This window comes from Actinomadura sp. K4S16, assembly GCF_008327685.1.
GTDB lineage: Bacteria > Actinomycetota > Actinomycetes > Streptosporangiales > Streptosporangiaceae > Spirillospora.
The window spans coordinates 16,088-42,893 of the sequence record NZ_BDDE01000026.1 but is presented as its reverse complement, the minus strand read 5'-3'; the positions used below and the strand labels follow the sequence as shown (position 1 = coordinate 42,893).

General features: G+C 74.1%; 26 protein-coding genes and 1 riboswitch. Of the genes, 10 read left to right on the top strand and 16 right to left on the bottom strand.

Annotation, left to right across the window (positions count from 1 at the left end; all coding sequences use genetic code 11):
* The first annotated feature begins 273 nt into the window (after window positions 1-273).
* The 3 genes from K4S16_RS37935 to K4S16_RS37925 are packed head-to-tail and all read left to right on the top strand — an operon-like array spanning window position 274 to window position 2,512.
* Window positions 274-456, top strand: a complete 183-nt coding sequence (locus K4S16_RS37935; RefSeq protein WP_149263924.1) for a DUF3073 family protein — start codon at window positions 274-276, stop codon at window positions 454-456.
* The gene (locus K4S16_RS37930) at window positions 456-788 is read left to right on the top strand and encodes a helix-turn-helix transcriptional regulator (RefSeq protein WP_149263923.1); all 333 of its coding nucleotides are present in this window, start codon (window positions 456-458) and stop codon (window positions 786-788) included. Before K4S16_RS37935 ends, K4S16_RS37930 begins: the two co-directional genes overlap by 1 nt.
* 11 nt (window positions 789-799) lie before the next feature.
* Entirely contained in the window at window positions 800-2,512 is a 1,713-nt protein-coding gene (locus K4S16_RS37925; protein WP_149264045.1) for a SulP family inorganic anion transporter, read from the top strand.
* A 37-nt stretch (window positions 2,513-2,549) separates the two neighbouring features.
* On the opposite strand, the gene K4S16_RS37920 is transcribed toward K4S16_RS37925, so the two are convergent.
* Window positions 2,550-3,428: an AraC family transcriptional regulator gene (locus K4S16_RS37920; RefSeq protein ID WP_149263922.1), complete on the bottom strand. Its 879-nt coding sequence runs from the start codon at window positions 3,426-3,428 to the stop codon at window positions 2,550-2,552.
* Window positions 3,429-3,497: 69 nt separating this feature from the next.
* Here K4S16_RS37920 and K4S16_RS37915 point away from each other — a divergent pair, with 69 nt between their 5' ends.
* On the top strand, window positions 3,498-4,271 hold the full coding sequence (locus tag K4S16_RS37915) for a phytanoyl-CoA dioxygenase family protein (protein ID WP_149263921.1): 774 nt from the start codon (window positions 3,498-3,500) through the stop codon (window positions 4,269-4,271).
* Window positions 4,272-4,321: 50 nt separating this feature from the next.
* Here the strand turns inward: K4S16_RS37915 and K4S16_RS37910 are convergent, their stop codons facing one another.
* The 14 genes from K4S16_RS37910 to K4S16_RS37850 form a co-directional block, all read right to left on the bottom strand.
* Window positions 4,322-5,584, bottom strand: coding sequence for an MmgE/PrpD family protein (locus tag K4S16_RS37910; RefSeq protein ID WP_149263920.1), 1,263 nt, complete (start codon window positions 5,582-5,584; stop codon window positions 4,322-4,324).
* Window positions 5,581-6,585, bottom strand: a complete 1,005-nt coding sequence (locus K4S16_RS37905; protein ID WP_149263919.1) for an LLM class flavin-dependent oxidoreductase — start codon at window positions 6,583-6,585, stop codon at window positions 5,581-5,583. Before K4S16_RS37905 ends, K4S16_RS37910 begins: the two co-directional genes overlap by 4 nt.
* Window positions 6,582-7,433: an alpha/beta fold hydrolase gene (locus tag K4S16_RS37900; RefSeq protein WP_149263918.1), complete on the bottom strand. Its 852-nt coding sequence runs from the start codon at window positions 7,431-7,433 to the stop codon at window positions 6,582-6,584. The genes K4S16_RS37905 and K4S16_RS37900 overlap by 4 nt, the downstream gene beginning before the upstream one ends.
* Entirely contained in the window at window positions 7,430-8,401 is a 972-nt protein-coding gene (locus K4S16_RS37895) for a catechol 1,2-dioxygenase (protein WP_149263917.1), read from the bottom strand. The genes K4S16_RS37900 and K4S16_RS37895 overlap by 4 nt, the downstream gene beginning before the upstream one ends.
* Window positions 8,402-8,495: 94 nt before the next feature.
* Complete coding sequence (locus K4S16_RS46110) at window positions 8,496-9,179, bottom strand: TetR/AcrR family transcriptional regulator (protein ID WP_235037340.1); 684 nt, start codon at window positions 9,177-9,179, stop codon at window positions 8,496-8,498.
* A 57-nt stretch (window positions 9,180-9,236) separates the two neighbouring features.
* Window positions 9,237-10,559, bottom strand: a complete 1,323-nt coding sequence (locus K4S16_RS37885) for a M20 family metallopeptidase (protein WP_149263916.1) — start codon at window positions 10,557-10,559, stop codon at window positions 9,237-9,239.
* The gene (locus tag K4S16_RS37880; RefSeq protein ID WP_149263915.1) at window positions 10,556-13,918 is read right to left on the bottom strand and encodes a molybdopterin cofactor-binding domain-containing protein; all 3,363 of its coding nucleotides are present in this window, start codon (window positions 13,916-13,918) and stop codon (window positions 10,556-10,558) included. The genes K4S16_RS37885 and K4S16_RS37880 overlap by 4 nt, the downstream gene beginning before the upstream one ends.
* Window positions 13,915-14,394 carry a (2Fe-2S)-binding protein gene (locus K4S16_RS37875; protein ID WP_149263914.1) on the bottom strand — a complete coding sequence of 160 codons (480 nt, stop codon included), beginning with the start codon at window positions 14,392-14,394 and terminating at the stop codon, window positions 13,915-13,917. Before K4S16_RS37875 ends, K4S16_RS37880 begins: the two co-directional genes overlap by 4 nt.
* 39 nt (window positions 14,395-14,433) lie before the next feature.
* Window positions 14,434-15,393: a substrate-binding domain-containing protein gene (locus tag K4S16_RS37870; RefSeq protein WP_149263913.1), complete on the bottom strand. Its 960-nt coding sequence runs from the start codon at window positions 15,391-15,393 to the stop codon at window positions 14,434-14,436.
* A gap of 78 nt (window positions 15,394-15,471) precedes the next feature.
* Window positions 15,472-16,479, bottom strand: a complete 1,008-nt coding sequence (locus tag K4S16_RS37865) for an ABC transporter permease (protein ID WP_149263912.1) — start codon at window positions 16,477-16,479, stop codon at window positions 15,472-15,474.
* Window positions 16,476-17,972, bottom strand: coding sequence for a sugar ABC transporter ATP-binding protein (locus tag K4S16_RS37860; protein ID WP_160161163.1), 1,497 nt, complete (start codon window positions 17,970-17,972; stop codon window positions 16,476-16,478). The genes K4S16_RS37865 and K4S16_RS37860 overlap by 4 nt, the downstream gene beginning before the upstream one ends.
* Complete coding sequence (locus K4S16_RS46620; RefSeq protein ID WP_268843301.1) at window positions 17,969-18,097, bottom strand: hypothetical protein; 129 nt, start codon at window positions 18,095-18,097, stop codon at window positions 17,969-17,971. Before K4S16_RS46620 ends, K4S16_RS37860 begins: the two co-directional genes overlap by 4 nt.
* The gene (locus K4S16_RS37855) at window positions 18,085-18,990 is read right to left on the bottom strand and encodes an alpha/beta fold hydrolase (RefSeq protein ID WP_149263910.1); all 906 of its coding nucleotides are present in this window, start codon (window positions 18,988-18,990) and stop codon (window positions 18,085-18,087) included. The genes K4S16_RS46620 and K4S16_RS37855 overlap by 13 nt, the downstream gene beginning before the upstream one ends.
* A 161-nt stretch (window positions 18,991-19,151) precedes the next feature.
* On the bottom strand, window positions 19,152-20,090 hold the full coding sequence (locus K4S16_RS37850; protein ID WP_149263909.1) for a PDR/VanB family oxidoreductase: 939 nt from the start codon (window positions 20,088-20,090) through the stop codon (window positions 19,152-19,154).
* A gap of 102 nt (window positions 20,091-20,192) precedes the next feature.
* Between K4S16_RS37850 and K4S16_RS37845 the strand changes: the two genes are divergently transcribed.
* The 5 genes from K4S16_RS37845 to K4S16_RS37825 all read left to right on the top strand — a co-directional run bounded on the left by K4S16_RS37845 (window position 20,193) and on the right by K4S16_RS37825 (window position 24,728).
* Window positions 20,193-21,344, top strand: coding sequence for a Rieske 2Fe-2S domain-containing protein (locus K4S16_RS37845; RefSeq protein WP_149263908.1), 1,152 nt, complete (start codon window positions 20,193-20,195; stop codon window positions 21,342-21,344).
* A 42-nt stretch (window positions 21,345-21,386) separates the two neighbouring features.
* Complete coding sequence (locus K4S16_RS37840; RefSeq protein WP_149263907.1) at window positions 21,387-22,034, top strand: TetR/AcrR family transcriptional regulator; 648 nt, start codon at window positions 21,387-21,389, stop codon at window positions 22,032-22,034.
* A gap of 77 nt (window positions 22,035-22,111) precedes the next feature.
* Complete coding sequence (locus K4S16_RS37835) at window positions 22,112-22,489, top strand: BlaI/MecI/CopY family transcriptional regulator (RefSeq protein WP_149263906.1); 378 nt, start codon at window positions 22,112-22,114, stop codon at window positions 22,487-22,489.
* Between the two features lie 4 nt (window positions 22,490-22,493).
* Complete coding sequence (locus K4S16_RS37830; protein ID WP_149263905.1) at window positions 22,494-23,432, top strand: M56 family metallopeptidase; 939 nt, start codon at window positions 22,494-22,496, stop codon at window positions 23,430-23,432.
* Window positions 23,433-23,536: 104 nt separating this feature from the next.
* Window positions 23,537-23,681: riboswitch (cyclic di-AMP (ydaO/yuaA leader) on the top strand.
* A gap of 3 nt (window positions 23,682-23,684) precedes the next feature.
* Complete coding sequence (locus K4S16_RS37825) at window positions 23,685-24,728, top strand: NlpC/P60 family protein (protein ID WP_149263904.1); 1,044 nt, start codon at window positions 23,685-23,687, stop codon at window positions 24,726-24,728.
* A gap of 40 nt (window positions 24,729-24,768) precedes the next feature.
* Here the strand turns inward: K4S16_RS37825 and K4S16_RS37820 are convergent, their stop codons facing one another.
* Window positions 24,769-25,875, bottom strand: coding sequence for a response regulator transcription factor (locus K4S16_RS37820; RefSeq protein WP_149263903.1), 1,107 nt, complete (start codon window positions 25,873-25,875; stop codon window positions 24,769-24,771).
* Window positions 25,876-26,020: 145 nt separating this feature from the next.
* Between K4S16_RS37820 and K4S16_RS37815 the strand changes: the two genes are divergently transcribed.
* Window positions 26,021-26,707: a hemerythrin domain-containing protein gene (locus tag K4S16_RS37815; protein ID WP_149263902.1), complete on the top strand. Its 687-nt coding sequence runs from the start codon at window positions 26,021-26,023 to the stop codon at window positions 26,705-26,707.
* The last annotated feature ends 99 nt before the right edge of the window (window positions 26,708-26,806 follow it).

Below are 26,806 nucleotides of genomic sequence, written 5' to 3'. Positions count from 1 at the left end.
CCAGAAGGACCTGCCAGCGGCCTACCGGGCCGGCGGAGCGGTTTGCCAACGCCCTGCTCCCGGTAGGCCGTCCGGCAGAGGGCCTTGCTGCCGGCCTCGCCCGCGGCGGGGTCCAGTGCTCGATCACGGGCCGTCCGGAATCGGACGGCCCGTCCTCGCACCGGGGCGGGCATGTGACGTAGGCATGGATTGAAGAATTATTCAATTTGCTATCCTTGCAAGGCAGGGTCGAGTCGTGCGGGGAGCGCGGTCGCGAGCGAGGGGAGCGGCGTCATGGGGCGTGGGCGGGCTAAGGCGAAGCAGACGAAGGTCGCGCGCCGGCTGAAGTACGGCGGCGCGGGCGGCGATCTGGAGCGGCTGCGGCGGGAGCTGGGGGTCGACGCCTCCACGGCGCAGAACGCCGACGCCCCCGAGGAGGCGCAGAGCGGTACCGACGACCAGGACGGGGAGCGCTGATGCCGGTTCCGCTCTACCAGGCCAAAGCCGAGCTGTTCAAGACGCTCGGGCATCCGGTGCGGGTGCGGGTGCTGGAGCTGCTGTGCGACCGGCCGATGCCGGTGCGGGACCTGCTGGCGGCGATCGAGGTCGAGGCGTCCAACCTGTCCCAGCAGCTGGCGGTGCTGCGCCGGGCCGGGATCGTCACCGCCCGCCGCGAAGGGGCGACGGTGACCTACGAGCTGGCCGGCGGGGACGTGTCGGAGCTGATGCGCGCGGCCCGCCGGATCCTCACCGACCTGCTGGCCGACCAGGGCCGGCTGCTGGCCGAGCTCAAGGCCGAGGCGCAGTGACCGCCGCCTCCATGGTCCGGCGGCTGGGCGGGCTGCTGCCCCGCCGGTCGGACTGGACGCCCGCGCGCCGCTCGCCGGGCCGGGACCTGACGGCCGGACTGATCGTGGCGGTGGTGGCGCTGCCGCTGGCGCTGGCGTTCGGGATCAGCTCCGGGCTCGGCGCCCAGGCAGGGCTGGTCACCGCGATCGTGGCGGGCACGCTGGCGGCGGTGTTCGGCGGCAGCAACCTGCAGGTGTCCGGGCCGACCGGCGCGATGACGGTCGTGCTCGCGCCGATCGTCGCCCGGCACGGGACCGACGGCGTGCTCATGGTCGGGCTGATGGCCGGGCTCATCCTGCTGGGGATGGCCGCGCTGCGCGCGGGCCGGTTCGCGGCGCTGCTGCCCACCCCCGTCATCGAGGGGTTCACCGCCGGCATCGCCGTGGTCATCGCCCTCCAGCAGGTGCCCGCCGCGCTCGGGGTGACCGGCCCGCACGCGGAGAAGGTGTGGCGGGCCGCGGGGCAGGCCGCCGTCGAATTCGCCCAGCACCCCACCGCCGCGGCCCCGGCCATGGCGGTGGCGGTCGCCGCGCTGATGCTCGTCGGCGCCCGGGTCCGTCCGGCGGTGCCGTTCTCGCTGATCGGCATCGTGGGCGCCACCCTGGTCGCCGAGGCCGCCTCCCTGGACGTCGCCCGCATCGGGTCGCTGCCGGCCGGGCTGCCCGCGCCGAGCCTGGGGTTCCTGGACGCCGGCGCGGCGATGGCGCTGCTGCCCTCGGCGATGGCGGTGGCGGCGCTGGCCGCGCTGGAGAGCCTGCTGTGCGCCACGGTCGCCGACGGCATGAGCGTCGGCGAGAAGCACGACCCCGACCGCGAGCTGTTCGGGCAGGGCGTGGCCAACCTGGCCGCGCCGCTGCTGGGCGGGGTGCCGGCGACCGCGGCGATCGCCCGCACCGCCGTCAACGTCCGGGCCGGCGCCCGGTCGAGGCTGGCCGCCCTCACCCACGCCGCCGTGCTGGCCGCGATCGTCCTCGCCGCCGGAAGCCTGGTCGGCCGCATCCCGCTGGCCGCGCTCGCCGGGGTGCTGCTGGCCACGACCGTCCGCATGGTGGAGGTCGGGTCGCTGCGCGCGATCGCGCGGGCCACCCGCGGCGACGCGGTCGTGCTGGTCCTGACCTTCGCGGTGACCGTGGTGTTCGACCTGATCACCGCGGTGGCCGTCGGGGTCGCGCTGGCCGTCGTGGTGGCGCTGCGCGCCGTCGCCGCCTCCGGCCGGCTCGACCAGGTCTCCCTCAAAGACGGCGACCGCGACGGCGACCACACCGCCGAGGAGCGGCGGCTCCTGGATGAGCACATCGTCGCCTACCGCTTCGACGGCCCGCTGTTCTTCGCCGCCGCGCACCGCTTCCTGCTGGAGCTGTCGGAGGTGAGCGACGTCCGGTTCGTCATCCTGCGGATGTCGCGGATCTCCGCGCTGGACGCGACCGGCGCCGGGGTGCTCGGCGACGCCATCACCCGGCTGGAGGACCGCGGCATCACCGTCCTGGTCTCCGGTGTCAGACCCGGCCACGACCAGATCCTGGCCGCCCTCGGCGTCGCCGAGCACCTGCGCCGCGACGGCCTGGTCTTCCCGACCACCCCCGAAGCGATCGCCCATGCCCGCGCCCGCCTCCGGGCCGCCGGGGTCCTGCCGCCCGACGGCCCCGCGGAACGGCCCAGCCTCACCCCTGAGCCGTCCACCTGACCCGGGCTTCGAACCCCTCGCCGGTGCTCGGGGTTCATCACCGGGAAGGGCGGTCCGCGCCTCCTGCCGGTCTGGTCCGGGCCCTGTACTCGGTCGGGGTCAGCCCGACGAGTTCACGGAAGCGCCGCGCGAAGTAGGTCGGGTTGTCCCATCCCACGGCCGCGCCGACGCGCGCGGCGGGGAGGTCGGAGCCGGCGAGCAGGTCGACGGCCCGTTCGGCCCTGATCCGGGCCAGGTGGTTCAGCGGGGACACCCCCACGTGCCGGACGAACAGCCGCCCCAGGTAGTCGGGATCGAGGCTGACGGCGCGCGCGAGGTCGTCCAGCCGCCAGGCTTCGGCCGGCGCCGCCTCCATCCGGGCGATGGAGGCGGCGACCGCCGGGTGCGGGGCGGGACCGGCGGCCTCCGGAACGCTCGCGTCGGCCAGGATGCCGAGCACGGTGACGAGCCTGCCCAGCGTGCGGCCCGCGTGCGGTCGCGCGCTGGACAGGTCCGCTTCGAGCCGCCGGATCTGGTCGATGGCCTCGTCGGCGGCGTCCGGCCCGAGGACGGTGACCGCCACGCCTCTGGAGCCGGGGGCGACGGGCTCGGTCCACAGCAGGCGACGCAGCACCGGGACCTGGTAGATGCCTCCCAGTTCGGAACGCAGCGCCTGCGCCGACAGGCAGCAGTTGGCGACGACGAGGTCCGCGCAGTCCTCGAAACCGTGCCACGCGCCCGGCCGGAGCACGACGGCCTGGCCATGCCGCAGCCGGTGCTCCCCTCGGGCGGTCACGTGCGTCCCCTGTCCGGGCCCGATGACGGCGATCTCGATGAAGTCGTGCGCGTGCGCTTCCACCTTCGAGGAGAGCCGGTGCAGGCCTCCCCAGATCGGCCCGTCCGCGAACAGCCCCTGCTCGTGCAGCACGGTCGCCATGTCGGAATCCTACGAGTACCGGACGGGATCGGCCTAGCCGCGGTTACGCGCCGTTGGAAGGCTGGCGGCATGAGCAGAAACTCAGACATCGGCCCGGACGGACGCCTGCCCGACGACCTCGTCAGCAGCTACCGAGAGCACGGTTTCGTACGAGTCCGCGGGGTGCTCGGGCCGGGGCAGGCCGACCGTTTCAGAGCCGCCGCGGAGGCGTACCTCGACACGCATCGCGGGGACAGCCTGGAGAAGGGCGGCACCTTCAGCCAGTTGGTCAACGTCTGGCAGCCCGACGAGACCCTGCGGGACCTCACGTTCGACCGGCGGCTCGGCCGGATCGCCGAGCAGCTGGCCGGATTCCCGCTGCGGCTGTGGCACGACCAGATGCTGGTGAAGGAACCGCACAGCAACACCGCCACCGAGTTCCACCAGGACCGCCCGTACTGGCCGCACGCCGATGACCGGCTCCCGCTCTCGGCGTGGATCGCGCTGGTCGACGTGCCGCCCGAACGGGGATGCATGACGTTCCTGCCCGGCACGCAGGACCGCAGCGGCCTGCGCGCCCAGGACCTCCATGACGCGGACGACCTGTTCGCGGCGGATCCCGAACTGCGATGGATCCCGCGCGTGACCGTCCCGCTCCGAGCGGGCGACTGCACCTTCCACAGCGGCTACACCGCCCATATGGCCCTGCCGAACTCCACCGATCTGGCGAGGCTCGCGCACGTCGTCATCTACATGGACGCGGACACCGTCTTCAGCGGCGACCCGCACCCCGTGACCGACTCCCTGGGCCTCGTCAAGGGAGCGCGGCTGGACGGCGACGCCTTTCCGCGCCCGTGGGCGTAGCCGCAACCGGCGCGGAGTGAACGGGCCGCCCCGGCGTCCGAGAAGCGGCCTTAGCGGCCGCCTTGGTGTTCCATCGTTCGTGCGATGTCCCGGGTCAGGGCCGCCGCGTCGTCGAGATCGTCCAGCCGGAGGCAGCGGTCGCGCCAGTCGGTGGGCACGCCTGCGGTCAGGGTGTCGAACTTCTTGAGCACCGCCTCCTCCGGGAGGGGGCGCGCCGGGGAGCCCAGGGCGTCGACCACGCGCCGGGAGACCTCCCCGGCGGGCGTTTCGACCGTCACCCGCGCGGCCCAGTGGTCGGGGAGGAGGGCGTCCAGGGCGGGGTCCGGGACCAGCGTCACGGGCGGGACATCGGCGGCGAGGCGGGCTCGGCGGAACGTCGACACGTCCTCGGTGGTACCGGAAAGGGCGGCGGCGACTGCGAAGGCCGCCCCGGCGGACGCCTCGGCCGGGCCCGGGACCTCCCTGTCCGCGTTGACAAACGGCATCAGAGCGGACGGAAGCGCCACCTCGACGTGGGTGGCGTCGCGGACGCCCAGTTCGAGCAGCGCGTCGATCACGGCGTGCAGGGGACGGGCACACGGATACGGCTTGAACCCGCAGTGCTCCAGATGGACACCCGCGACGGGAGAGGCCGGTGCGGGTGGGCGGGCGAGCGCGAGCGCGGCCGGGCGGTCCAGCAGGGCCGGGCTGCCCGTCGCTCCGGCGCGGGCCAGGTACGCCGCCTCGACGCCGTCCGCGGCGGCCCGGCCGGGGAGCAGGTAGTGCGCCTCGCCGAAGCGCCCGGACGAGAGCAGCCCGCCGAGCCCGGCCGCCGCAACCGCGAGCGCCGAGGCCGTCCGCTCCTCGTCCAGGTCCAGCAGGACGGCCGTCGCGGCGGCGGCGCCGAGCGGCCCGAACAGGGCCGTCGGCCACCAGCCGGACGCGTACAGCGCGGCGCCCCCGAACCGCAGGCCGGCCTCCACCACCGCCTCGTACCCGGCGAGCACCGCGTCGACGACCGCGGCGCCCGGCCGCCCTTCGCGCTCGGCGACCAGCAGTGCCGCGGGGACGACGACCGCCGCGGGGACGACGGCGGCTCCGGCGTGCAGCGCGTCGAACTCGTCCAGGTGCGCTTGGGCCGACCAGCGCAGCACACGGTCGCGCAGGGATTCGCCGAAGTGCGAGGCCAGGGGCCCGGCGATCGGGTGGGCGGCGCCGGAGACCACGCAGCCCGTCGTGTCCAGGACGTGCAGGGCCGCGAGCCGGCGGGCGTCCTCCGCCGCCGCCCGGGGAGCCCGCGCGGCCCGGGCGGCGAGGTCGCCGAGCGTGCTCACAGGCGGGGCAGGACGTCGCCGCCGACGGCCTCGATGAGGTCGTGCGGCGGATCGTAGGAGCCGACGTGCTGGAGGAACACGCCGGACGCCCCCGCCTCGAACGTCTCCCGGAGCCGGGCGGCGACCTCGTCGGCGGTGCCGACCAGGCAGAAGGCGCGGGCGAAGGCGAGCGCGTCGTCGTCGGACACCCAGCGGCCGGCGACCTTGACGGCGTGGTCCCAGTCCTCGGCGTGCCCGATGTCCGGGTAGACCTCGTCGATCCGGTCCGGGACGGACAGCCGGATCCCCGCGAGGGCGAGGAAGGGGGCGCCGCCGTTCTGCGCGATCGACGCGCAGATGGGCTTCAGCTTCCGCGCGGAGGCGAGGACGTCGTCGGTGACCTCGCAGAACGCCGACACCGTCAGCGGCACGTCGCCGGACCGGCCCGCCTCCCGCGCGCCCTCGCGGACCTGCGCCGCCGCGGCGGCGAGGGTCTCCGGCGAGACGCCGCTGAGCAGGACCACACCGTCCGCGACGGCGCCCGCCAGCCGCAGGTTGCGCGGCCCGCTCGCGGCGAGGTGGACGGGCACGGCCGGCGCGGGGTCGCGCAGCCGCGACCGCACCGTGCCGTAGTCCCACTCCTCCCCGGCGAGGAGCGCTCGCAGCTGGGCGAGCCCCTCGCTGAGCTCCGCGCGAGTGCTGGCGCGCAGCCCGATCGGCACGACGGAGCTGTTCCCGACGCCGAGGCCGAGGGTGAAGCGTCCGGGCGCCAGTTCCGCGACGGTCCGCGCCGCGGAGGCCACGACGGACGGGTGCCGGGTCGCGACGTTGGTGACGGCCGTCCCGAGCCCGATCCGCTCGGTGCGCAGCGCGGTCACCGACAGGACGGAGAAGACGTCCCGCCACAGCAGCTGCGAGTCGGGGAACCAGACCTCGTCGAACCCGAGGCTCTCGGCCCTCGCCGCGACGGACGCGAGCCGGTCCGGGCGGTCGCAGGCCGGGACGCGGATGCCGACCTTCACCGGGCCTCCCCGAGGAAGTCCAGGTTGAGGCGGTTGAAGCGGGCGGCGTGCTCGTGCTGGGGCCAGTGCCCGCACTCGCCGAAGACCTCCAGCCGGGAGCCGGGGATGCTCGCGTTCATCCGGTGCGCCTCCGGGACGTCGCCGAACGGGTTCTGCGCGCCCCACACGATCAGCGTGGGCGCGGTGATCCGCCCCATCTGCTCGGCGGTGAGGAGGTCGGGCTCGCGGTTCTCCATCTCCTGGAGGCAGAGCAGGTTGTCGACCCGCTTGACGAACTCGGGCCGGTGGTAGATCGCGTGCCGGACCTCGACCAGCTCCTCGGACACGTCCTTCGCCGGGTCGTGCATGAGCAGGTGGAGGCGCTTGCGGGTGAGGTCGATGTCGTCCTCGGCGACGGCCTTGCGGGTGCTGGTCTTGATGCGCTCCATGACGGCGGGGTTGGCGACGGTCCCGCCGGGGGCGACGAGCGTGAGCCGCCCGACGCGGTCGGGGTGGTCGGCGGCGAGGCGGCCCGCGACCCAGCCGCCCAGCGACTCGCCGACGAAGTGGGCGCGCTCGATGCCGCAGGCGTCCAGGTAGGCGAGGACGTGCTCGACGTAGCGGGGGATGCGGTACGGCTCGTCCACCCCCTCGGTGTAGCCGTGCCCGAGCATGTCCACGGCGTGGCAGGCGTACCGCTCGGCGTGCGCCGGGATGTTGCGGACGAACGCCTCGAGGTGGCCGCTGGTGCCGTGCAGGAACACGACGGCCTCTCCCGTCCCGGCCTGGAGCGCCCGGGTGCGGACGCCGCCGGCGTCGATGAAGCGGACGGCGTGGTCGACGCCGGTGAGGTCGGTCCAGATGCTCATGCGTTCTCCATGGTCGCTGTGGGCTCCTCGGTCGCTGCGGGCTCGACGACGGCGACGCCCATTCCGGTGAGCCATTGGGGGACGGCGGCGTAGGCGAGCGTCTCGCCGCGCGCGCCGGGTCCGAGGGCGGCGAGCATGGCGATCCAGGACCGGATCTCCTGCGCGCCGTTGCCGGCCTCCGCGTCGATGTCGGCGGCGGTCCGGTCGAGGACGGGGCCGAGGTCGCCGTGCTCGACGAGCTTCAGGAACGCCGCGTCGAACGAGGGGTTGACGTCGGCCTTGGCGGCGCGGATGATCTGCCGCCGCCGGACCTCGTAGTCGCCCCACGAGCCGCGCCCGTTCAGCCATGCCTCGACGAGGAAGCGGTCGTCGTCCGAGAGGGTCTCGAACCACTTCGGCCACGGCAGCCGGTGCGACAGCCCGCCGGACGCGACGACGGCGACGCGCTTGCCGGCGCCGTCAGCGGCGATGGCGCGGCCGAGCGCCGCGCCGAGGTCGTGGCAGCGCCGCAGGGACGGCAGCGGCGGCGCGAACATGTTGATCACGATCGGGACGATGGGCACGTCGATGCCGGGCACCAGGTGCTGGAGCCCGTGCGTGATGCCGTGGTCCACGGTGAGCCGCAGGGAGAAGGCCGGGTCGAAGCCGCCGTCCACGAGGGAGGCGGTCAGATGCCGCGCCAGCTCCGTGTCGGCGGGCAGCGGGCCGGCCGGCGTCCCGGCCTCGCCGGCTCCGAGCACCTCGCCGACGCCGATCGTGAACGCGGGCATCATGTCGAGGAAGAACCCGCGGAAGTGGTTCGACCCGATGACGACGACGGTGTCGGGGGCGGCGGCGAGCAGCCGGTCGCGGGCGCGCTCCAGCCCGTCCCGGAAGCGGTGGGCGTCCTCCAGGTGGTCGACCTTGTCCCAGTCGGTGTTCATCAGGGTGCTGTGGGAGGCACCCACGCCGAGCACGATGTCGCTCATCAGCTCCTCCAGCGCAGGACGGACGAGGCGACGGACCGCCCCGTCCTCGGGGTGGTCGTCGCCGCCCGCCCGCGGTGGGCGGCCGGAACGCGGGTCAGGGGCGCTCGGCCGCGAGCCCTCTCAGCAGGACGTCGAGTCCCGAGTGGAACTGCCGGTCCGTGGGCAGCCAGGCCAGCTCCGGGGACAGCTCGACCATGTTCGGGAACTCGCCGGCCGGCAGCGCCGAGTAGAAGTGGGCCCGCTGCCGGCGCAGCTCGGCGGCGTCCTCGTCGTCCCCGCCCCACGGCCGCGGCATCTGGTAGGCGGCGAAGCCGAGCGTGTACGTCAAGAGGAGCCCGTAGACGCAGACGGCGTCCGCCGGGGGCAGCCCGCTCCGCCGGAGCCGCGCCAGGACGCGTTCGAACGCGCCGCTCAGCGAGCCGCGGCTCGCCGTGGTCCGGGTGGACAGCAGCCGGACCACGCTCGGGTGCTCGCGCATCATGGCCAGCAGCGCCTCGGCGATGCGGCGCGCCTCGGTGACCGGGTCGGGCCCGATCTCCTCGGGCAGCCGCAGGTTGCCGAGCACCTGGTCCGCCATCGCGTCGAGGATGTCGTCCTTGTTCTTGAAGTGGCGGTACAGGGCCATCGTGCTGAAGCCGAGCTCGCCCGCGAGGCGCCGCATGGTGAGCCCGTCGAGGCTCTCCCGGTCGCCGATCTGGATGGCGGCGTCCACGATGTCCTGCGCCGTCAGCGCCTTGGCCGGACGGCGTCCTCGGGGCGGGGGCCGCCGTGTCGTCACTCTTCGCTCCGTCTCGCCCAAGATCCTGAACTCTTCTCCACTCGATCTTCTCCCGGATCACAGGCCCACGTCCGCCGTTGTCCGGGTACAGGTGTTGATCGTGGTGCGCATCACGTGCCGGGTGAGGCGGCACATCTCCCTGAGGTCGACCACGTTCATCCCCATGGGGAAGTCGACGGGCAGCGGCGCCTCCGCGCCCGCCCTGGTCATGCCGATCCGGGCCGTGGGCACGCCGCGGTTCCGCAGGATGTTGGCGTCGGTGGCGCCGCTGTTGCCGAGGATCGGCTCGTGCGCGCGCCCCTCCTCGGCCTCCCACGCCTCGACCGCCGCGCGGACGATCCACGAGCCGGGGTCGGTGGCCGTGCCGGGGATCGCGAGGGTCATGTCCCAGCCGATCTCCAGCCGCGGGTGCGCGGCGGCGATCCGCGCGACGGCGGCGGCGAACTCGCGCTTGACGCTCATCGGCGTGGACGCCGGGGACGTGCGCAGGTCGAGGACGAACCGGCAGGACGCGGGGGAGACGGCAGGCATCCGCATGAAGCCGCCCTCGATCGCGCCGATGTTGCCCTGGGGGGCGACGGTCCCGGACGTGTGCCGGGCGGTGTACTCGGCGAACCACTCCTCCAGGGCCGCGGCGACGGTGCCGGCGCCGAGGATCGCGTTGCGGTAGTCGATGCGGTGGCGGCTGCCCGCGTAGGAGTAGGTGCCGCCGACGGTGACCTCGAACCAGCACAGGCCGACCTCGTCCCACGACACGGCCCATCCGGGCTTGGCGATCAGCGCGTAGTCGGCCCACACGCCCTGCTCCAGCATGAACGAGCATCCGCTGCCCTGCCCCGCGTTGTACCGGCGGACGTGGGGGGCGGTGCGCTTGTTCGTCGGCATGCCGCCCGCGCCCAGCCCGAGGACGACGTCGCCGCGCAGCGGCGTGCCGGCCCGGTGCAGGATCTCCAGCGCGGCGACGAGGCACGCGGCGTGGCCCTTCGGGTTGCTCGCGCCGAGGCCGATGACGTAGTGGCCGTCCCGGACGGGTTCGGGAAGCATGTCGTAGCGCAGCGACGTGCCGACCCGGGGCAGGTCCTCTTCGGGGTTCCCGGTCGTCAGCGTGTCGATCGGGGCGTAGAGGAGCAGGTCGGGTCCCGTCCCGTCGCCGCGCAGCCGGGCGACGGCGTTGCCCTGGGCGTCGTCGATCGGCTGGTAGGCGGCGTCGATCCCGGAGGCGGCGAGGGTGTCGACCGCCCAGCGGGCCAGGGCGCCCTCCTCCCCGGTGGGGCTGGGGATGGCGGTCATGCCCGTGATGATCTCGGCGAGGCGCTCGGGGTCGACGAGCTTCTCGGCGTCGCGCAGCAGGGCCAGCCGCGCCTCGTCCAGCGCCGTCATGCGGACTCCTCCGTGTCGTGGGCGAGGCGTTCGGCGGCGCGTTCGGCGAGTCCGGCGGCGGCGTCGAGCTTCCACGCGTTGCCGGGCAGGGGGTGCCCGTACCGGGTGAGTTCGGCGTCCACGGCCTCGCGGAGCGCGGCGGGGGTGAACGGCCTTCCGTCGAGGGCGCGTTCGGCGCGGGCGGGACGCCACGGCGTGGGGGCCAGCGCGCCGAACACGATGCGGCAGTCGTCCCACCGGTCGGCCGACCGGCTGGACGCGGCGACGGACACCACGGCGAAGTCGCCCTGCCAGAGTGCGAGCTTCTCGAACACGCAGGCCTGGCGAGGCTCCGGGATCCGGACGGCGACGACCAGGTCCGTCTGCTCCAGGGCCGTCTCCCCGGGTCCCGTGTAGAGGTCGCCGATCGGGATGCGGCGTCCGTCCGACAGTTCGACGGAGGCGTCCAGCGCCGCGAACACCGTGGCCAGGTCGGACGGCGTGACCGCCTGGCAGCGGTGCCCGTCGACGGCCGCGTGGTAGAAGCGGTGGTCGCCGAGGATCGCGTAGCAGGGGCTGGTGGCGCCGTTGCGCTTGTAGCAGGGGAAGCCGTTGCGGAAGAACCAGCAGCGCTTGGCCTGCAGCAGGTTGCCCGCGACCGTCGCCGCGTTCCTGACCTGCGGCGACGCGATCGAGTCGGCGGCCTCCGCCAGCGCCGGGAGCGACTCGGCGAACCGGGCGGACACCTCGGCCAGCGTGGCGGCCGCGCCGATGACCACCGTCCCGTCCGGCTCCTCGGTGATGTCGCGCAGGCCCGGGAGCAGGGCGGTGGAGACGAGGCGGTCCGCTGTGCCCAGCCGCTGCCGGCGCTGGAGCAGCACGTCGGTGCCGCCGCCGATGGCGGTCCCGTGGCGCAGCGCGGCGCGCGCCTCCGCGATGCTCTCCGGACGGGCGATCTCGGCGATGTCCGGGACGGGCGGCGCCAGGTCCGGGTACCGGCCCTGCCGGCCGAGGCGCGTCCCCCACTGGTGGAGCAGCGCGTGGACGCCGCGCGGGTACGCGGCGCGCATCAGCGCGATCCACCAGCGCGAGGGCCGCCGCCGCAGCCGGTGGTCGCGGACCCGGCCCTCCTTCTCCGCCAGCGCCCGCAGCACCTTGTCCGGGGTGATCGGCAGGTCGCGGATGCGGACGCCGACCGCGTCGTGGACGGCGTTGGCGATCGCCGCGCCCGGCGGGATGATCGGGATCTCGCCGACGCTCTTGGCGCCGTAGGGCCCCGCGTCGTCACGGCCGTCGACGATGAACGGCCGGACGCTCGGGACGTCGGCGGCGCGCGGCATCGCGTAGTTGATGTAGGCGGGGTTGACGACGCGCCCCTCGGTGCGGATCAGCTCCTCGCCGAGCGCCGCTCCCAGCCCGTGCACGGCCCCGCCGATGATCTGGCCCTCGACCATGACGGGGTTGATCGCCCGCCCGACGTCGTGCGCGGCGACGTAGTCGAGCACGGTGACCTCGCCGGTCCGGAAGTCGACCTCGACCTCCGCCCCGTGCGCGGCGAAGGAGTAGGTGGGCGACAGGTTGGCCTTGTCCTCGCCGGGCGTGATCGTCTCGGTGCCCTCCAGCTCGTAGCGGGACTCCAGGCTGAGGCCGCCGTGCGCGCCGGCGAGGTCGCCGAAGCTCATCGAGTGGCCGCCGTGGCGGGCCTCGCCGTCGCGCAGTTCAACGTCCCTGGGGGCGCAGCCGAGCTTGTCCGCCGCGAGGCCGCGCAGCCGGCCGGCCATCTCCCGGGCGGCCTGGCCGGTGGCCATGCCCGACATGTGCGTGGCGCGGGACGACCAGGCGCCGAGGTCCAGCGGCGTCAGCTCGCCGTCCATCGACAGCACGTCGACGTCCTCGGGGGCGACGCCGAGCTCCTCCGCGGCGATCTGGGCGAGGATCGTCTTCTGGCCGGTGCCCGCGTCCGCCCCCCCGAACCGGACCCGCACGCGGCCGTCGCCGTCGACGTCCACGCCCGCCTCACTGACGTTCGACAGCGGGTAGGCGTAGGCACCGGACCCGTGCGCCGCGCTCGACACGCCGAGGCCGCGGCCGGGGGTTCGCGCGGCCCGCTTGGCGTCCCAGTCCAGCTCCCGCCGGACGGTCTCCAGGCAGTCGACGAGCCGAGCCGTCGTGACCCGGTACCCGCACAGCGTCTCGGTGTCCGGCTCGACGGCGTTGCGGACGCGCAGGTCGATCGGGTCCATCCCGAGCCGCTCGGCGATCTCGTCGAGCTGGGACTCCATGGCGAGCGCCACCTGCGGCGTCCCGTACCCGCGGTACTGCCCGCCGGGCTGCGTCGCGGTGTCGACGAGCCGCGCGTCGTACCGGACGCCGTCCGCCCGGTACACCGACCCCAGGGCGATGACGCCGACGCGCATCACCGACGAGCCCATGTGGGAGTAGGCGCCGTTGTCGACGTTCACCTCGGTCTCGAAGGCGCGCAGGTTGCCGTCCGCGTCGGCGTAGGTGCGCAGCCGCGTCTCGAAGCGGTGCCGGGGCTTGTTGGAGGCGAACTCCTCCTCCCGCGTGAGCGAGATCAGCACGGGCGTCCCGGTCTTGCGGGCCAGCGCCGCCGCCAGGATCTCGTGCTCGGACGCCTTGGACTTGGAGCCGAAGCTCCCGCCGGTGGCGACCTCGCGGCACACCACCTGGCGGTGCTCCAGCCCCAGCAGGTGCGAGACCTCCTTGGCGATGAAGTAGGGCGCGTGCGTGGAGGTCCACAGCTCCATCACCTCGCGGCCGGCGTCCCACCGGGCGAGCGTGACGTTGGGCTCCATGCAGGCATGCGCGACGCTCGGGTAGACGAAGTCGCCCTCGACCATCACGTCCGACGCCGCGATCCCGGCGTCCGGGTCGCCCCACACGCTGTTCCACCGGATCGCGACGTTGCGTTCCGAGGGGCGTCCGTGGAGGGCGCGGGCCCGCGGCGCGAGGGCCTCCGCGATGGTGAGCGGCGCCCGGAGCGGGCGGATGCGCAGCCCGATCGCCGCGACCGCCGCCCTGGCCTGCTCGACGGTGTCGGCCGCGACGGCCGCGATCTCCTGCCCGACGTAGCGGACCACGCCAGTCGCCAGCGGCGGCCGGTCGGACATGTGCCCGCCGCGGTGCAGGTACGTGATGCCGGCCGGGAAGTCGTCCGCGGTGATGACGCCGCGCACCCCCGGCATCCGCAGCGCGGGCGCCGTGTCCAGGCGGGTGATCCGCCCGTAGGGGACGGGGGAGCGCAGCACCGCGGCGTGCAGGTGCGGCGGCCCGGCCAGGTCGTTGACGTAGGGGACGCGTCCGAGGGACCGGTCCCGCCAGTCCAGCGGCCGGACGCTGCGCCCGATCCGGTCCGTCATTCCGCCTCCCTCCGCGCCTCTGCCCGCGCGCGGGCCGTCGCGCACACCGCCTCGACGATCGCCGCGTAGCCGGTGCACCGGCAGATGTTGCCGGACAGCTCCCTGCGGACCCTGGCCCGCGCCTGCTCCGCGTCGGCGGGGAGGCCGGAGCGGAGCAGGGCGGTGGCGTGGACGACCTGGCCGGGCGTGCAGAAGCCGCACTGGAACGCGCCCAGGTCGGCGAAGGCCGCGCGCAGGTCCTCGGACTCCTCCGCGAGGCCCTCCGCCGTCGTGACCTCGCCGTCGACCAGTTCGACGGGCGTCACGCAGGACAGCCTGGGGCGTCCGGCGACGAGCACGGTGCAGGCGCCGCACTCGCCGCGCTCGCACGCGAGCTTGACGGACGCCGCCCCGAACCGCTCCCGGAGGACGGCGGCGAGGACGGTCCCGGGAGGCGCGGCGGCGTCGCCGGCCCGCCCGTTGACGGTGATGTTCATGAAGGACCCCAGACGGTGGAGGTGCGGACGGACGGCGTGCTACTCCAGGTCGGCCTCGGTGAGGTCGCCGGCGTCGCTCTTGTCGAACGGGCGGGTCTCGATGTTGACCACGCTGGGGGTGTCCTTCCCGTCCAGCTCGCCGACCATCGTCTGGAGGGCCGTGGCGCCCCACTTCTTCGGCTGGAGCGCGATCTCGTAGCCGACCCGCCCGTCCCGCACCATCGCGAGGGTGGCGGGGATGCCGTCGAAGCCCGTCACGGTGATCTGGCCGGTCTTGCCGGCCTCGTTGATCGCCTGGACGACCCCGGTGAGGAAGTCGTCGAGGTTGGCGTAGACGACCTTGGCGTCCGGCACCGCCGACAGCGACGCCTTGGCGGCCTTCAGGCCCTCCTCGGAGGTGAGGGCGGTGACGTTGACCTCGTGGGCGACCGTCATGTCCGGGCAGGAGGCCGAGCCGACGACGGCCTTGTAGGCCTTCGTCATCTCCTGGACGTAGGGCGCCGCGGACGGCCCCTTGATCATGATGATCTTGCCCTTGCCGACGTTCTTGCACGTCCACTCGGCGATCTGCGTACCGGACTTGCCCCAGTCGTTGCCGATGTAGGACGCGCGGCTGGACTTGTCCTCGACGTCGCGGGCGACGGTCATGACCGGGATGTGCGCCGCCTTCGCCGCGTTGAGCGGCGCGACGACGGCCTTGGAGTCGATCGCGGAGACGAGGATGCCGTCCACGCGCTTGGCGATGAGGTCGTTGATGTCGTTGGCCTGCTTCAGCGGGTCGCCGCCGGCGTCGGTGAAGACGACGTCGACGCCGAGCTTCTTCGCCTCGGCCTGGATGCCCTTCTGGATCCCGGCGTACAGGGCGATCCGCGGCGCGGCGAAGCTCACGCCGATGGTCCTCCTGCCCTTCTCGGACGCGTCCGAGCCGGTGCATCCGGTGGCGGCCAGGCCGATGCATAGCGCCGCCGCGGCGATCCCGCGAAGTCGGGTCATGCGCATGGTGGGTCTCCTCGTGCGGATCTTGCGGGGTTCGGTGGGAGGCGGGGGGCCGGGGGCGGTCGGGTGGCGGCGGCGCGGTCAGGTGACGGTCGCCTTGGCCGGGACGTCCGCGGCGCTCGGGCGCGGCGGTGCCTCCTTTCTCCCGGTGCGCAGGCGGGAGAACCGGCGCAGCAGCTCGGCCGACATCGCGAGGATGAACACGACCCCGACCGCGACCTCCTGCCAGGCGTCGCCGACGCCGTTGAGGTTGAGGCCGTTCTGGATGACGGAGATGACCAGGACGCCGAGCAGGGTCCGCCACATCGCGGCCCGCCCGCCGTGCAGGGCGCTGCCGCCGAGCACGACCGCGGCGACCGAGAACAGCTCCAGGCCCTCGCCGACGGTCGGCTGCGCCGACTGGAGCCGCGCGGTCGTCGCCATGCCGGCCACGGCGGCGAACGTCCCGGCGAGCACGAAGGTGGCGACGATCGTCCGCTCGACGCGCAGGCCCGCGAGCCGTGCCGCCTCCCGGTTGCCGCCGCTGGACAGCACGCGCAGCCCGAACGGGCTCACGCTCAGCAGGAACGCCGAGACGGCGAAGCAGACGATCATCACCCAGACGATCCACGGGACGCCCAGCGGGCGCCCGACGCCGAACCCGGCGATGCTCGCGGGCAGCCCGCCGACCGACTCGGCGTGGGTGAGGATGAGCGTGGCGCCCACCCCGATCACCGACGTGCCCAGCGTGATCATGAACGGGTGGACCTTGAGGGCGATCACGAGCATCCCGTTGAGCAGCCCGAACACGATCCCCGACAGCACCGCCGCGGCGAGGCCGAGCGCGACGCTCTGCGTCTCCCGCATGACGATCGCGCCGACCGCGCCGTGCAGCGCGACCTGCGCGCCCACCGACAGGTCGAACCCGCCGCCGGCGATGACGAAGGTCTGCCCGAACGCGACGATCGCGAGGATCGCCATCGAGCTCAGGACGTTGAGGATGTTGCCGCTGCTGAGGAACGAGTCCGTCGAGAACGTCAGGACGATGGCGAGGACGACCAGCAGCAGCGGGACGAATGCGTCCTCCAGCGCGGGGGCGGTTCTCTTCATGAGGCAAGACCTTCCGGGTGTTCGCCCAGGCACGCCGTCATCAGTTCGGCGTGCGTGGCGTCGGCCGTGAGTTCGGCCACGAGGCGTCCCCGCCGGAACGCCAGGTAGCGGTCGGTGATGGAGCGGAACTCCTCGCTCTCCAGCGCCACGACGACGACGCAGCCGCGCTCGTCCGCGAACGCGCGGAGCTGCCGCAGCACGTGCTCCTTGGCCCCGATGTCGATGCCGTGCGTCGGCTCCTCCACGACCAGGACCTTGGCGCCCGCCGCGAGCCACCGCGCGATGAGGACCTTCTGCTGGTTGCCGCCGGAGAGCAGCCCGGCGGGGAACGCCGGGTCGGCCGGGCGGATGTCCAGGTCCTCGATCAGCCGGAGCGCCGTCGCGCGCATCCTCCGCCGGTCCAGGACGCCGAACCGGCTGAACGCCGCCACGTCGCCGAGGGCGATGTTCCGCTCGATGCTGAGCAGCGGCTGCACGCCGTCGCGCTTGCGCTCCTCGGGCACGAACCCGATCGCGGCGGCGACGGCCGCGACGCGGTTGAGCGGACTGACCCGCCGGCCGCCGACCGCGACCTCGGCGCGCTCGCGCCCGGGCGGCCGGCCCGCCCCGGCGAGGGTGCGCGCGAAGCGGCCCGCGCCCGAGCCGAGGAGGCCGGTCATCGTGACGACCTCGCGGTGCCGCAGGTCCAGCTCGGGCGCGCCCGGCAGGTCCGCGTGGACGAGCACGTCACCGGGCTCGTGCGGCGCGCGGTCCGGGGCGTTGGCGAGGGTCCGGCCCGCGACCAGCTCGACCAGCCCGTGGGGGGTGGCCTCGCCGCGGCCGAGGCGGGCGACGATCCGGCCGTCCCGCAGCGCGGTGATCCGGTCGCAGAGCAGCCGGACCTCGTCGAGGTCGTGGCTGACGAACAGGACCGCGAGGCCGTCGCCGGCGAGCCGCCGCACCAGGTCGGTGATGAGCCGGGACTGCCGCGGCTCCAGCGCCGCCGTGGGCTCGTCGAGGATCAGCAGCTTCGGCCGGGCGCGCAGCGCCCGCGCCACCTGCAGCAGCTTCTTCTCGGCGAGGTCGAGGGTGCCCGCCCGGCGCGCGGGTTCGAGGTCGACGCCGAGCGTGCCGAGCAGCTGCGCCGTCTCGGCGTGGTCGGCGCGGCGGTCCCGCAGCAGCCGGCCGCGCCGGTTCGGGGCGGCGACGACGATGTTGTCGGCGACCGTCAGCTCGGGGAACAGCTGCGTCTCCTGGTGGACGACGGTGATGCCGGCGCGTTCGGCCTGCGCGGGCGTCGCGTTGCCGACCCTCCGGCCCTCGACCTCCAGGCGCCCGCCGTCCGGCGCGTACGCGCCGCACAGGACCTTGATCAGGGTCGACTTGCCGGCGCCGTTGGAGCCGATCAGCCCGTGGACCTCCCCGGCCGCGAGGTCGAGGTCCACCCCGTCCAGCGCGGTGAACGCGCCGAACCGCTTGGTGACGCCGTGCGCGGCGACGGCGGGCGCCGTCACGAGGCGGGCTCCGTCCGCACCGCCGTTCCGGTGCCGCGCACGAACGCGGCCAGGGCGCGGCGCCGCAGCGGCGGGACGCCGAAGACGGCGGCCAGCAGGACGGCGAGGGTGATCAGGATTCGCATCGGGCGGCCTCCACAGGTGCGAGCCGGGGGTCGGGGGAAGGGCGGTCGGCGGGTCGGTGGTCCGTGGGGCGGGGGTCGAGCAGGAACGCGTCGGCGAGCCGCGCGTAGTCGCGGGGCCGCTCCTCCTGGGGGTGGTGCGCCGTGTCCGGCAGCACCTCCAGGACGGCGGCGGGCAGTGCCGCGGCCAGGCGGGCCGCGTAGTCGACGCCGGCGAACGGGTCGGCGGAGCCCCACAGCAGCAGGACGGGGGCGGCGACCTCCGGCAGCAGGGGGCCGAGATCCTCGGGCCGGCCGCGCCCCTCCATATCCGTTCCGAGAGCAAGGGCGTCGAGCTTGACGCTGTTGCGGAAGCGTTCGAAGACAGTCGCCTCCGGAAGCATCGTGGGATCGTTCCACTCGTAGTGGCGGATGAGATCGCGCATCTTGTCCGGGGTCGGGCCGTCCCCGCCGTAGTAGGCCGCGCGGACCTCCGCACCGCTCGCCCCGGGCGCCCCGCCGAGGTCGGCGGGGCGGCTGCCGGTGAGGACGACGCGGCCGACCCGGTGCGGCGCGCGCGCCGCGATCAGCAGGGCGACCGCCCCGCCGAGGGACTGGCAGACGAAGTCGGCGCGGCGAATGCCCAGGTCATCGAGCAGGGCCATGACGTAGCGTGCGTGGAAGGAGAACAGGGGGCGGTCGGCCCGGGGCGCATCGGAGTCGCCGTACTGCGGCAGGTCCACCAGGACGAGCCGGCGGCCGGGCAGTTCCGGCACGAGGGCGGCGAAGTCGGTCCAGGCCGAGCAGCCGGGGCCGCCGCCGTGCAGCAGGACGGTGGGTGCCCCCTCGCCGATCGTGCGGACCCGCAGCGCGGACCCGAGCACGGTGTGCCAGGTGCCGGCGATCGATGCGGTCATGGAGGGTTCTCCGGTTCTTCCGGCCTCCTCGCGGAGGCCTCCGGCGGCCTTTCGAGCAGGGCCGCGGTCCGAGAAAGTCGAGCTGAAGCCGTGGATAACGGGTGATGCGTACTATGTACACTACTTAGGTCCGGAGTCAATGCCCCGGATCGGATCGCGGGTCAGAGATCCAGCACGAGGCGGTCCGAGAGGCAGCGCGAGACGCAGGGCATCATCGCCCTTCCGGCCGCCCGCTCAGCGTCGGTCAGCAGGCCGTCCCGGTGGTCGGGAACCCCTGCCAGGACGGGCGTCTCGCAGCTTCCGCAGATGCCCTCGCGGCACGCGTTCGGGACCTGGATCCCGGCCTGCTCCAGCGCGTCCATCACCGTCTCGAAGGAACCCACCTCGACGGTCACCCCGGATCGCGCGCACTCCACCTCGAAGGCGGTGTCCTCGCCGTCCAGCGCCTGATCGCGCGGCGCGGCGAACCGCTCGACGTGCAGGCTCCCCGCCGGCCACGCCTCGCACCGCTGCTCCACCGCCGCGATCAGGCCCTCCGGCCCGCAGCAGTAGACCGCCGTGCCGGGCTCGGGAACGCCGAGCAGTGCGTCGAGGTCCGGCCGGCCGTCGCCGTCCTCGGGGACGACGGTCACCGCGTCTCCGTACCTGGCGAGTTCGGGCAGGAAGGCCATGGAGCTCCGGCTCCGCCCCCCGTAGACCAGGCGCCAGGGGACGCCGCTCTCCGCCGCCTGGGCGATCATCGGCAGCAGCGGTGTGATCCCGATGCCGCCCGCCAGGAACAGGTAGCGCGGCGCGTCCTCCAGCGGGAACCGGTTGCGCGGGCCGCGCACCCGCACCGTGTGGCCGGGCCGCAGCTCCTCGTGCACGTACGCCGACCCGCCCCGGCCGTCGGGCTCGTACAGGACGGCGATCCGGTAGGTCCCGGGCTCGCCGCACAGCGAGTACTGGCGGACCCATTTGCCCAGGTCGAGCTCCAGATGGGCGCCCGGTTCCCAGGGCGGCAGCGGGGCGCCGCCGGGGTCGGCCAGCGTGACCGACAGGACTCCGGCGGCCTCCCAGGCCATCGAGCGGACGATCAGGTCGCGTTCGTTGTCCAACATGGCTCGTACTATGTACGGTACTTTGCAAACACGTCAAGACCCGGGGGTTGACAGGGCGGAACTTCGCCGTACAAAGTACGTAACATTGTTAAGGAGGCACCGTTGACCACCAATGCCACGTCCCCGGGCCGCGCCCGGCCCGAGCGGCGCCGGCCGGGCCAGGACTGGTCGTCCTGGCCGACCTACGAGAGCGCCGTGCTCGGGTTCCGCGACCACTGGTACCCGGTCCTGTGGACCGAGCAGGTCGGCAGGAAGCCCGTCGCCGTGACCCTGCTCGGCGAGAAGATCGCCCTCGTCCGGGAGGGCGACGAGATCCACGCCCTGCACGACCGGTGCCCCCACCGCGGCGTGCCCCTCTCCCTGGGCCGCCGCCAGTTTCCCGGCACGGTGTCCTGCCCCTACCACGGGTGGACCTACGACCTGAAGGACGGCAACCTCTGCGGCGTCCTCACCGACGGCCCGGACTCGCCGATCAAGGGCCGCGTGAAGGTCCGCACCTACCCCGTCCGGCAGCGCTTCGGCCTGGTGTGGGTCTACATCGGCGACGGCGACCCCCACCCGCTGGACGACGACCTGCCCGAGGAACTGCGCCGCAACGCCCTCGTCATCGGCGGCCGCACCGACATCCGCAAGGGCAACTGGCGGTTCGCCGCCGAGAACGGCTTCGACGAGGGCCACGCCAAGTACCTGCACAACACGGCGCTGTGGCGGCTGTTCAAGGTCATGCCCGCGTGGAACAAGACCCGCATCGTCGAACGCGGCGAATGGCTCGTCCGCGTCCAGGACGAGGTGCACTGGGAGGCCGACATGCCCGGCCTCGGCCTGTGGACCAACAAGCGCTGGTGGAAGCGCATGCCGCTGCCCGACGCCCCCGGCAAGGCCCAGAAGGCCAACCCCGTGATCAAGGGCCTCGACCTGCCCGGCTTCGTCTCGATCCGGATGCCCGGCATCCTCCGCGTCGCCTACCCGCAGTTCATTCACTACGAGTGGTACGTCCCGGTCGATGCGGACAACGTCAGGTACGTCCAGCTCATGGTGCGGTTCGAGACCGGCGCCCGCGCCGGCCTCTTCAAGCTCAAGTACCTCGCGGCCGTCCGCTGGCTGTTCCACGGCCAGTTCACCGCGCAGGACGCCTGGATGGTCGACGTGATGGACGCTCCGCCGGAGAAGCTCTACCGCCCCGACCTGTCGCTCACCGCTTGGCGGCGCAAGGTCGAGCAGAGCAGGCCGAACGTCCAGCCGTACAAGCGCTGAGCGCTACCCTCGCTCGGGAAAACCGACGAGACACGGAGCGGCATGGCCAAGAAGGACACGCGGACGCTGACCCGCGAACGCATCGTCGAGACCGCCGTGCGCATCGGTGACTCCGAAAGTCTGGACACCCTGACCGTCCGCCGCCTGGCAGGCGAGCTCGGTGTCGGCGCGATGACCCTGTACAGCTACTTCCGCAACAAGGAAGAGATCCTCGACGCGATGGCCGACCACGTCCTCGGCGGGATGGAGGTCCCGCCCGCCGAAACGGACGACCCGGTCGACATCCTCGTGGGGTGCGGGCGGGCCTTCCGCGCGATGATGCTCGCCCACCCCTGCGTCGTCCGGCTGCTCTCCACCCGCGTCTCCGACAGCATCGACGCCCTGGACGGCGCCATGGAGGCCGTCCTCGCCCGCCTGGAGTCCGCGGGGCTCAAGGGCGCGGACGCCACCCGCGCCTACGGCGTCCTCATCACCTACGCGCTCGGCTTCTCCGGCTACCAGACGCCCCGCACCTGGGGCGACGACCCGGAGGCCAGGCGCCAGCGCCGCCACTTCTACGCCGGCCTGCCCGCCGACCGCTTCCCGAGCACGGTGCGGCTCTCCTCCGACCTCCCGATGCTCGCATCCTCGGAGCAGTTCGAGTTCGGCCTCCACCTGATCGCGCGGGGGCTGGCCGCCGCCGCGGACTGACGGTCCCGTTCGTCGGGCGCGGGAAGCCGGTTCCGGGCGGATGTCCGGCAGAATGTGGGCGGGACGGAGGTGACCCGATGTCCGCACTTGGAGGCTCGCTCGAACGCTCCATCATGGACGTGCTCTGGGCCGCGCCCGGTCCGCTGCGCGTCCGCGAGCTGCTGGCCGAGCTGAACCGGAACACGGAGAGGACGCTGGCCTACAACACCGTGCAGACCGTGGCCGAGCGCCTGGCTCAGAAGGGGCTCCTGCGGCGCACCCAGGACGGGACGGCCTTCCGCTACAGCCCGACGCGGGCGCGGGAGGAGTACGCGGTCGAGCTGATGATGGACGCGCTGAGCGAGTCCGCGGACCACGGCGCCATCCTGGCGCGGTTCGCCGAGAGCGTCCCGCCGGAGGACGCGCGGCACCTCCTGGACGCGCTGCGGCGGCGGACCGCCGGCGAGGACGCGTGATCCCGTGACCTACGTGGTGGCCGGCCTGGTCGTTTCGGTGGTCCTGCTCGGATGCGCGGCGGGGCCCGCGCTGGACCTCCTCAGGCGCTCGGCCGTCGGCCCGGGGACGGCCGTCGCCTGCTGGACGGCGGCCCTCGCCGGGACGTCCATCGCCGCCGCCGGCGCCGCCGCGGCGGCGCTGCTCGCGCCGCCCGGGCCGGGCCACGGATTCCTGTCCTGGCTGCGCGACTGCCTGCCCCACCACGGCCGCCTCGCCACCGCCGCCGCTGCCGCCGCGAGCGCCGTCCTCGCCGCGGCCTGCGGCGCCGTGCTCGCCCGCGGCCTGCCGAGGCTCGGCCGGGCCGTGCGGCGCCGCAGGCGGCACCGGGAGACGCTGCGGCTGGTCGCCCGCGCGGACGGCCGCCACCCGGACGTCCTCGTCCTCGACCACCCCGTGCCCGCGGCGTACTCGCTGCCGTCCCGGCGCCGCGCGATCGTGGTCAGCACCGGGGCCCTGGAGGCGCTCAGCGCCGAGGAGCTCGACGCCGTCCTGGCGCACGAGCGGGCGCACCTGCGCCAGCGGCACCACGTGCTCCTGCTGGCGCTCGACCTGCTCCACGCGATGCTGCCGTGGCTGCCGACCGTCCGGCGCGCGAAGGCGCGGCTGCCGCTGCTGCTGGAGATGGCCGCGGACGACGCCGCGGCCCGCGCTCACGGCAGGAGGGCGCTCGTGGCCGCGCTGTGCCGGCTCTCGGCGGGGCCCGCCGTCGCGGGAGCGCTCGGGGCGGCCGGTGCGCCGGCCGCCGGTGCGCTGCTGGAGCGGGTGCTGCGGCTGGAGGGCGGCGCTCCGGAGAAGCCGCGCCGCGCCGCCCGCCTCGCGGCGGCCCTGTTCGTGGTGGCGGCGGTCGCCGTGCCGCTCCTGGCCGGGGCCGTGGCGGTCGCCGAGCTGGCGCGGACGTGCTGAGACGGGCTCGGAGGTGTGGCGAAATGCGGGATGATGTGGCGAATCGCCCCATGATCTCCTACGCTCCGTAGGAGGTCGCGGTCCGACGTCCCCGCCGGGGACGGCCGGCGACCACGCCGAATCCCGCGGACGGCTCCGTCCCGGGAACCGGGGACCCGATCTCCAGGGGTGAATCCGTCCAGCGGGACGGTAGGGCGACTCCGGCCCGAACCCGGCAGCTGACCCGGTAGGCGGTACAGGAGAGGACGCCGCATGCAGCCACGCGCTGCCAGCACCCGAAGGACGGCCCGGCGACGGGCCGTCACCGGCACGGCATGGACGACCGCCATCGTGCTGTCCACCGGGCTTTTCACGCCTGCGCCCGTCCACGCCGAGCCCAAGCCGACGCGCAAGCAGCTGACCGCCCAGCAGGAGAAGCTCGCCGACGAGGCCGAGAAGCTCAGCGAGCAGTACAACGGTCTGCGCGAACGGCTCAAGCAGGCCGAGCACGCCGCGAAGACCGCCAGGGCCGGCGCGCTGCGCCAGCAGAAGGCCCTGGACGAGGCGCGCGAGCGCATGGCGAAGATCGCCGCCGACAGCTACAAGAACGGCCCGGTGGACCCGGCCATCGCCTTCGCCTCGTCCTCCGACCCGCAGGCCGTCCTGGACCAGTCGGCGACCCTCAACTACTTCGCCAAGCAGAACGACGTCCGCATCACGCAGATGCTCCAGGTGATGCAAGGCGCGGACCGCTCCCGCAAGGCCGCCGAGCAGCGCGCCGCCCAGGTGCGCGCGCTCACCGGCGAGGCGAAGAAGAAGCGCCGCGAACTGCAGATCAAGCTCAAGAAGGTCGAGAAGCAGCTCGGCACCTACAACAGCGCGGGCTCACGGCCCGGCTCCATCCCCAACGTCGGCTCCGGCGGAGCGTCGGCGAAGGCGATGACGGCCGTCCGGGCCGCCCTGAGCCAGCTCGGCGTGCCCTACTCCTGGGGCGGCGGCAATGCTTCTGGACCGTCCTACGGCACCGCGCAGGGCGCCAACATCAAGGGCTTCGACTGCTCCGGCCTGACCCTGTACGCCTACGCGCAGGTCGGCATCACCCTGGGCCACTACACCGGCAGCCAGTACAACGCCGGAACCCACGTGAGCATGAGCCAGCTCAAGCCCGGCGACCTGGTGTTCTTCCACAGCGACCTGCACCACATGGGCATGTACATCGGCAACGGCAACATGGTCCACGCGCCGCAGACCGGCGACGTCGTCAAGATCGCCCCGATCGCCGGCCGCCCCTTCGCCGGCGGGGTCCGCGTCGCCTGACGCCGGGCGCGGCCTTGCGCGCCGCGCCGTCCCGGGCCTCCTACACTGCCGCGACGTGCTCGTCGAGGTACCAGCCGTAGGGGCCCGGGGCCGTACCGGCCGCCGCGCGGGGAGCGTAGTGCCGGGAGTAGAGCGCCGCTACGAGTTCGCCTCGGCTGCGCACGCCGGTCTTGCCGAACACCGCCTTGAGGTGGTCCTGCACCGTGAACGGTGAGATCCCCAGGGCGGCGGCCATCTGCCTGGTGCTCTGCCCCTGGGCGGCGAGCCCGGTGATCTGCCGTTCCCGGGGCGTCAGCCCGTAGGCGCCCGCGATCACCTCGCTGAGCACCGCGGGCCTGGCCCCCTCGATGATGACCGCCACGCGGTCCGCGGCACCCTCCCCGCCGGACGCCGGGGAACCGTGCAGCACCACCCAGCGCCCGTCCCTGGCCGGCAGGGCCGCCCTGGCCAGCCCGTCACCGGAGGAGGCGGCCGCCGCGACGGCGCGCAGCGCGCTCGGCAGGCGCCCCCGGTCGTCGACGGCCTCCAGCCAGGCCCGCGCGTCCGCGCTGCTGACCTCGACCTCGCCCGCCGCGGTCACCAGCAGCATGCCGGGCGGATGGTCGAGGCCGTCCGGGGCGGCGAGCGCGGCGCGCAGCAGCGTGAGCCGGAACAGGTCGGCGATCGGCGTGGAGGCCGCCGCCAGCAGCGCCAGCTCGTCGTCGGTGAACGGCGTCGCGGGCGCGCGCCGGTACAGGGTGAGCGAGCCCCAGCAGCCCTCCCGCGAGCGCAGGACCACCCGCGCCTCGTCGACGACGTCCAGCCCGCGCAGCAGGAGCCGGTAGCGCCGGGCGCGGGACAGGTCCCCGCCGGTGGCGCGGTGCAGGCTCGCGACGGGCGAGGGGGCCGCCGCGAGCTCGGCGTAGCCGTTGGGGTCGCCGCCCTCGAACTCCAGGCCGAACAGGACCCGCTCGCGCTCGGCCGACCCCTGCGGGTCGAGCCCGCTGACGAAGCAGCTCGTCCACAGCAGCGTCGCCGGGTCGACCGTGGAGACGGCCGCGATGTCGTACCCGACCGCGCGGCGCAGCAGGCGGTCGACCTCGGCGCGCACCCGGGTCAGATCGTCACCGCGCGCGGCCAGCCGGTGGATCCGGTCCAGGAGTTCCATGCCTCAAGCATCGCGGCCGAAGGCCCGGATCGCCACCCCCAGATTCCAGGGATACGCAGGTCAACGCTCTCCGCCCTACGTTCGAGACGCGCGCCGAGCCTGATTCCGGCCCGGTGCGCGACAGGACACGAGAGGAAGGACCACCATGGACGACGAGCGTCCCGAGGGCCGCGACGACCTGTTCACCCACATCCACAAGGCGCTGCGCAACGGGCTGTTCGCGGTCACCGTCCAGGCCGGCGCCACCGACTGGGCCGACGCCGCCGAGGTCGCCGCGCTGGGGGAGCGGTGGCGGCGGCTGCTGGCGCTGCTGCGCAGCCACACCGAGCACGAGGACCAGCACATCCTGCGGCTGCTGGACCCGCACGAGCCCGGTTCCGCCGAGCCGACCGAGGAGCAGCACCGGGACCTCGACGACCTGCTCGACGACCTCGCCGGGCGGTTCGAGGCCGTGCTGGCGGCCCCGGGGGCGGCCGCCGGCCTGGACCTCTACCGGGACCTGGCCCGCTTCACCGCCGCCTACCTCCCGCACCTGCACGAGGAGGAGACGCTGATCATGCCGCGGATCTGGGCGCACTGCGACGACGCCGAGATCGGCGCCGCCCGCGTCGCGTTCATGGCCGCCACCCCGCCGGAGATCACCGCCACCACCCTGGAACTGCTGCTGCCGGCGCTGGACCGCCCCACCCGGGAAGGCCTGGTCGCCGGGATGGCCCGGACGGCCCCGCCCCAGGTCCTTGCGGGCGTACTGGCCATCGCCGACCGCGTGCTGCCCGCCCAGGCCGCGACCTCCCTGCGCCACGCCGCCACCACGGCCACCATGGCCGGCTGACCAGCCGGCCGGCAGCGGCCCGCACCCGTCGGAACCCCGGCCTTGCGGGGGCAGAGCCGGGGTCCGAAGGGGACGAGGCCGACCCGGGGTCTCGGGCGG

Bases quoted from the DNA above. Each gene is read 5' to 3' on its own strand.
- K4S16_RS37850 (WP_149263909.1), bottom strand. From the start codon at position 20,090: ATGTTGGACAACGAACGCGACCTGATCGTCCGCTCGATGGCCTGGGAG.
- K4S16_RS46620 (WP_268843301.1), bottom strand. From the start codon at position 18,097: ATGCGAATCCTGATCACCCTCGCCGTCCTGCTGGCCGCCGTCTTCGGC.
- K4S16_RS37895 (WP_149263917.1), bottom strand. From the start codon at position 8,401: ATGAGCGACATCGTGCTCGGCGTGGGTGCCTCCCACAGCACCCTGATG.
- K4S16_RS37835 (WP_149263906.1), top strand. From the start codon at position 22,112: ATGTCCGCACTTGGAGGCTCGCTCGAACGCTCCATCATGGACGTGCTC.
- K4S16_RS37870 (WP_149263913.1), bottom strand. From the start codon at position 15,393: ATGCGCATGACCCGACTTCGCGGGATCGCCGCGGCGGCGCTATGCATC.
- K4S16_RS37915 (WP_149263921.1), top strand. From the start codon at position 3,498: ATGAGCAGAAACTCAGACATCGGCCCGGACGGACGCCTGCCCGACGAC.
- K4S16_RS37930 (WP_149263923.1), top strand. From the start codon at position 456: ATGCCGGTTCCGCTCTACCAGGCCAAAGCCGAGCTGTTCAAGACGCTC.
- K4S16_RS37855 (WP_149263910.1), bottom strand. From the start codon at position 18,990: ATGACCGCATCGATCGCCGGCACCTGGCACACCGTGCTCGGGTCCGCG.
- K4S16_RS37825 (WP_149263904.1), top strand. From the start codon at position 23,685: ATGCAGCCACGCGCTGCCAGCACCCGAAGGACGGCCCGGCGACGGGCC.
- K4S16_RS37880 (WP_149263915.1), bottom strand. From the start codon at position 13,918: ATGACGGACCGGATCGGGCGCAGCGTCCGGCCGCTGGACTGGCGGGAC.
- K4S16_RS37885 (WP_149263916.1), bottom strand. From the start codon at position 10,559: ATGACGGCGCTGGACGAGGCGCGGCTGGCCCTGCTGCGCGACGCCGAG.
- K4S16_RS37840 (WP_149263907.1), top strand. From the start codon at position 21,387: ATGGCCAAGAAGGACACGCGGACGCTGACCCGCGAACGCATCGTCGAG.
- K4S16_RS37875 (WP_149263914.1), bottom strand. From the start codon at position 14,394: ATGAACATCACCGTCAACGGGCGGGCCGGCGACGCCGCCGCGCCTCCC.
- K4S16_RS37865 (WP_149263912.1), bottom strand. From the start codon at position 16,479: ATGAAGAGAACCGCCCCCGCGCTGGAGGACGCATTCGTCCCGCTGCTG.
- K4S16_RS37920 (WP_149263922.1), bottom strand. From the start codon at position 3,428: ATGGCGACCGTGCTGCACGAGCAGGGGCTGTTCGCGGACGGGCCGATC.
- K4S16_RS37935 (WP_149263924.1), top strand. From the start codon at position 274: ATGGGGCGTGGGCGGGCTAAGGCGAAGCAGACGAAGGTCGCGCGCCGG.
- K4S16_RS37815 (WP_149263902.1), top strand. From the start codon at position 26,021: ATGGACGACGAGCGTCCCGAGGGCCGCGACGACCTGTTCACCCACATC.
- K4S16_RS37925 (WP_149264045.1), top strand. From the start codon at position 800: ATGGTCCGGCGGCTGGGCGGGCTGCTGCCCCGCCGGTCGGACTGGACG.
- K4S16_RS37820 (WP_149263903.1), bottom strand. From the start codon at position 25,875: ATGGAACTCCTGGACCGGATCCACCGGCTGGCCGCGCGCGGTGACGAT.
- K4S16_RS37900 (WP_149263918.1), bottom strand. From the start codon at position 7,433: ATGAGCATCTGGACCGACCTCACCGGCGTCGACCACGCCGTCCGCTTC.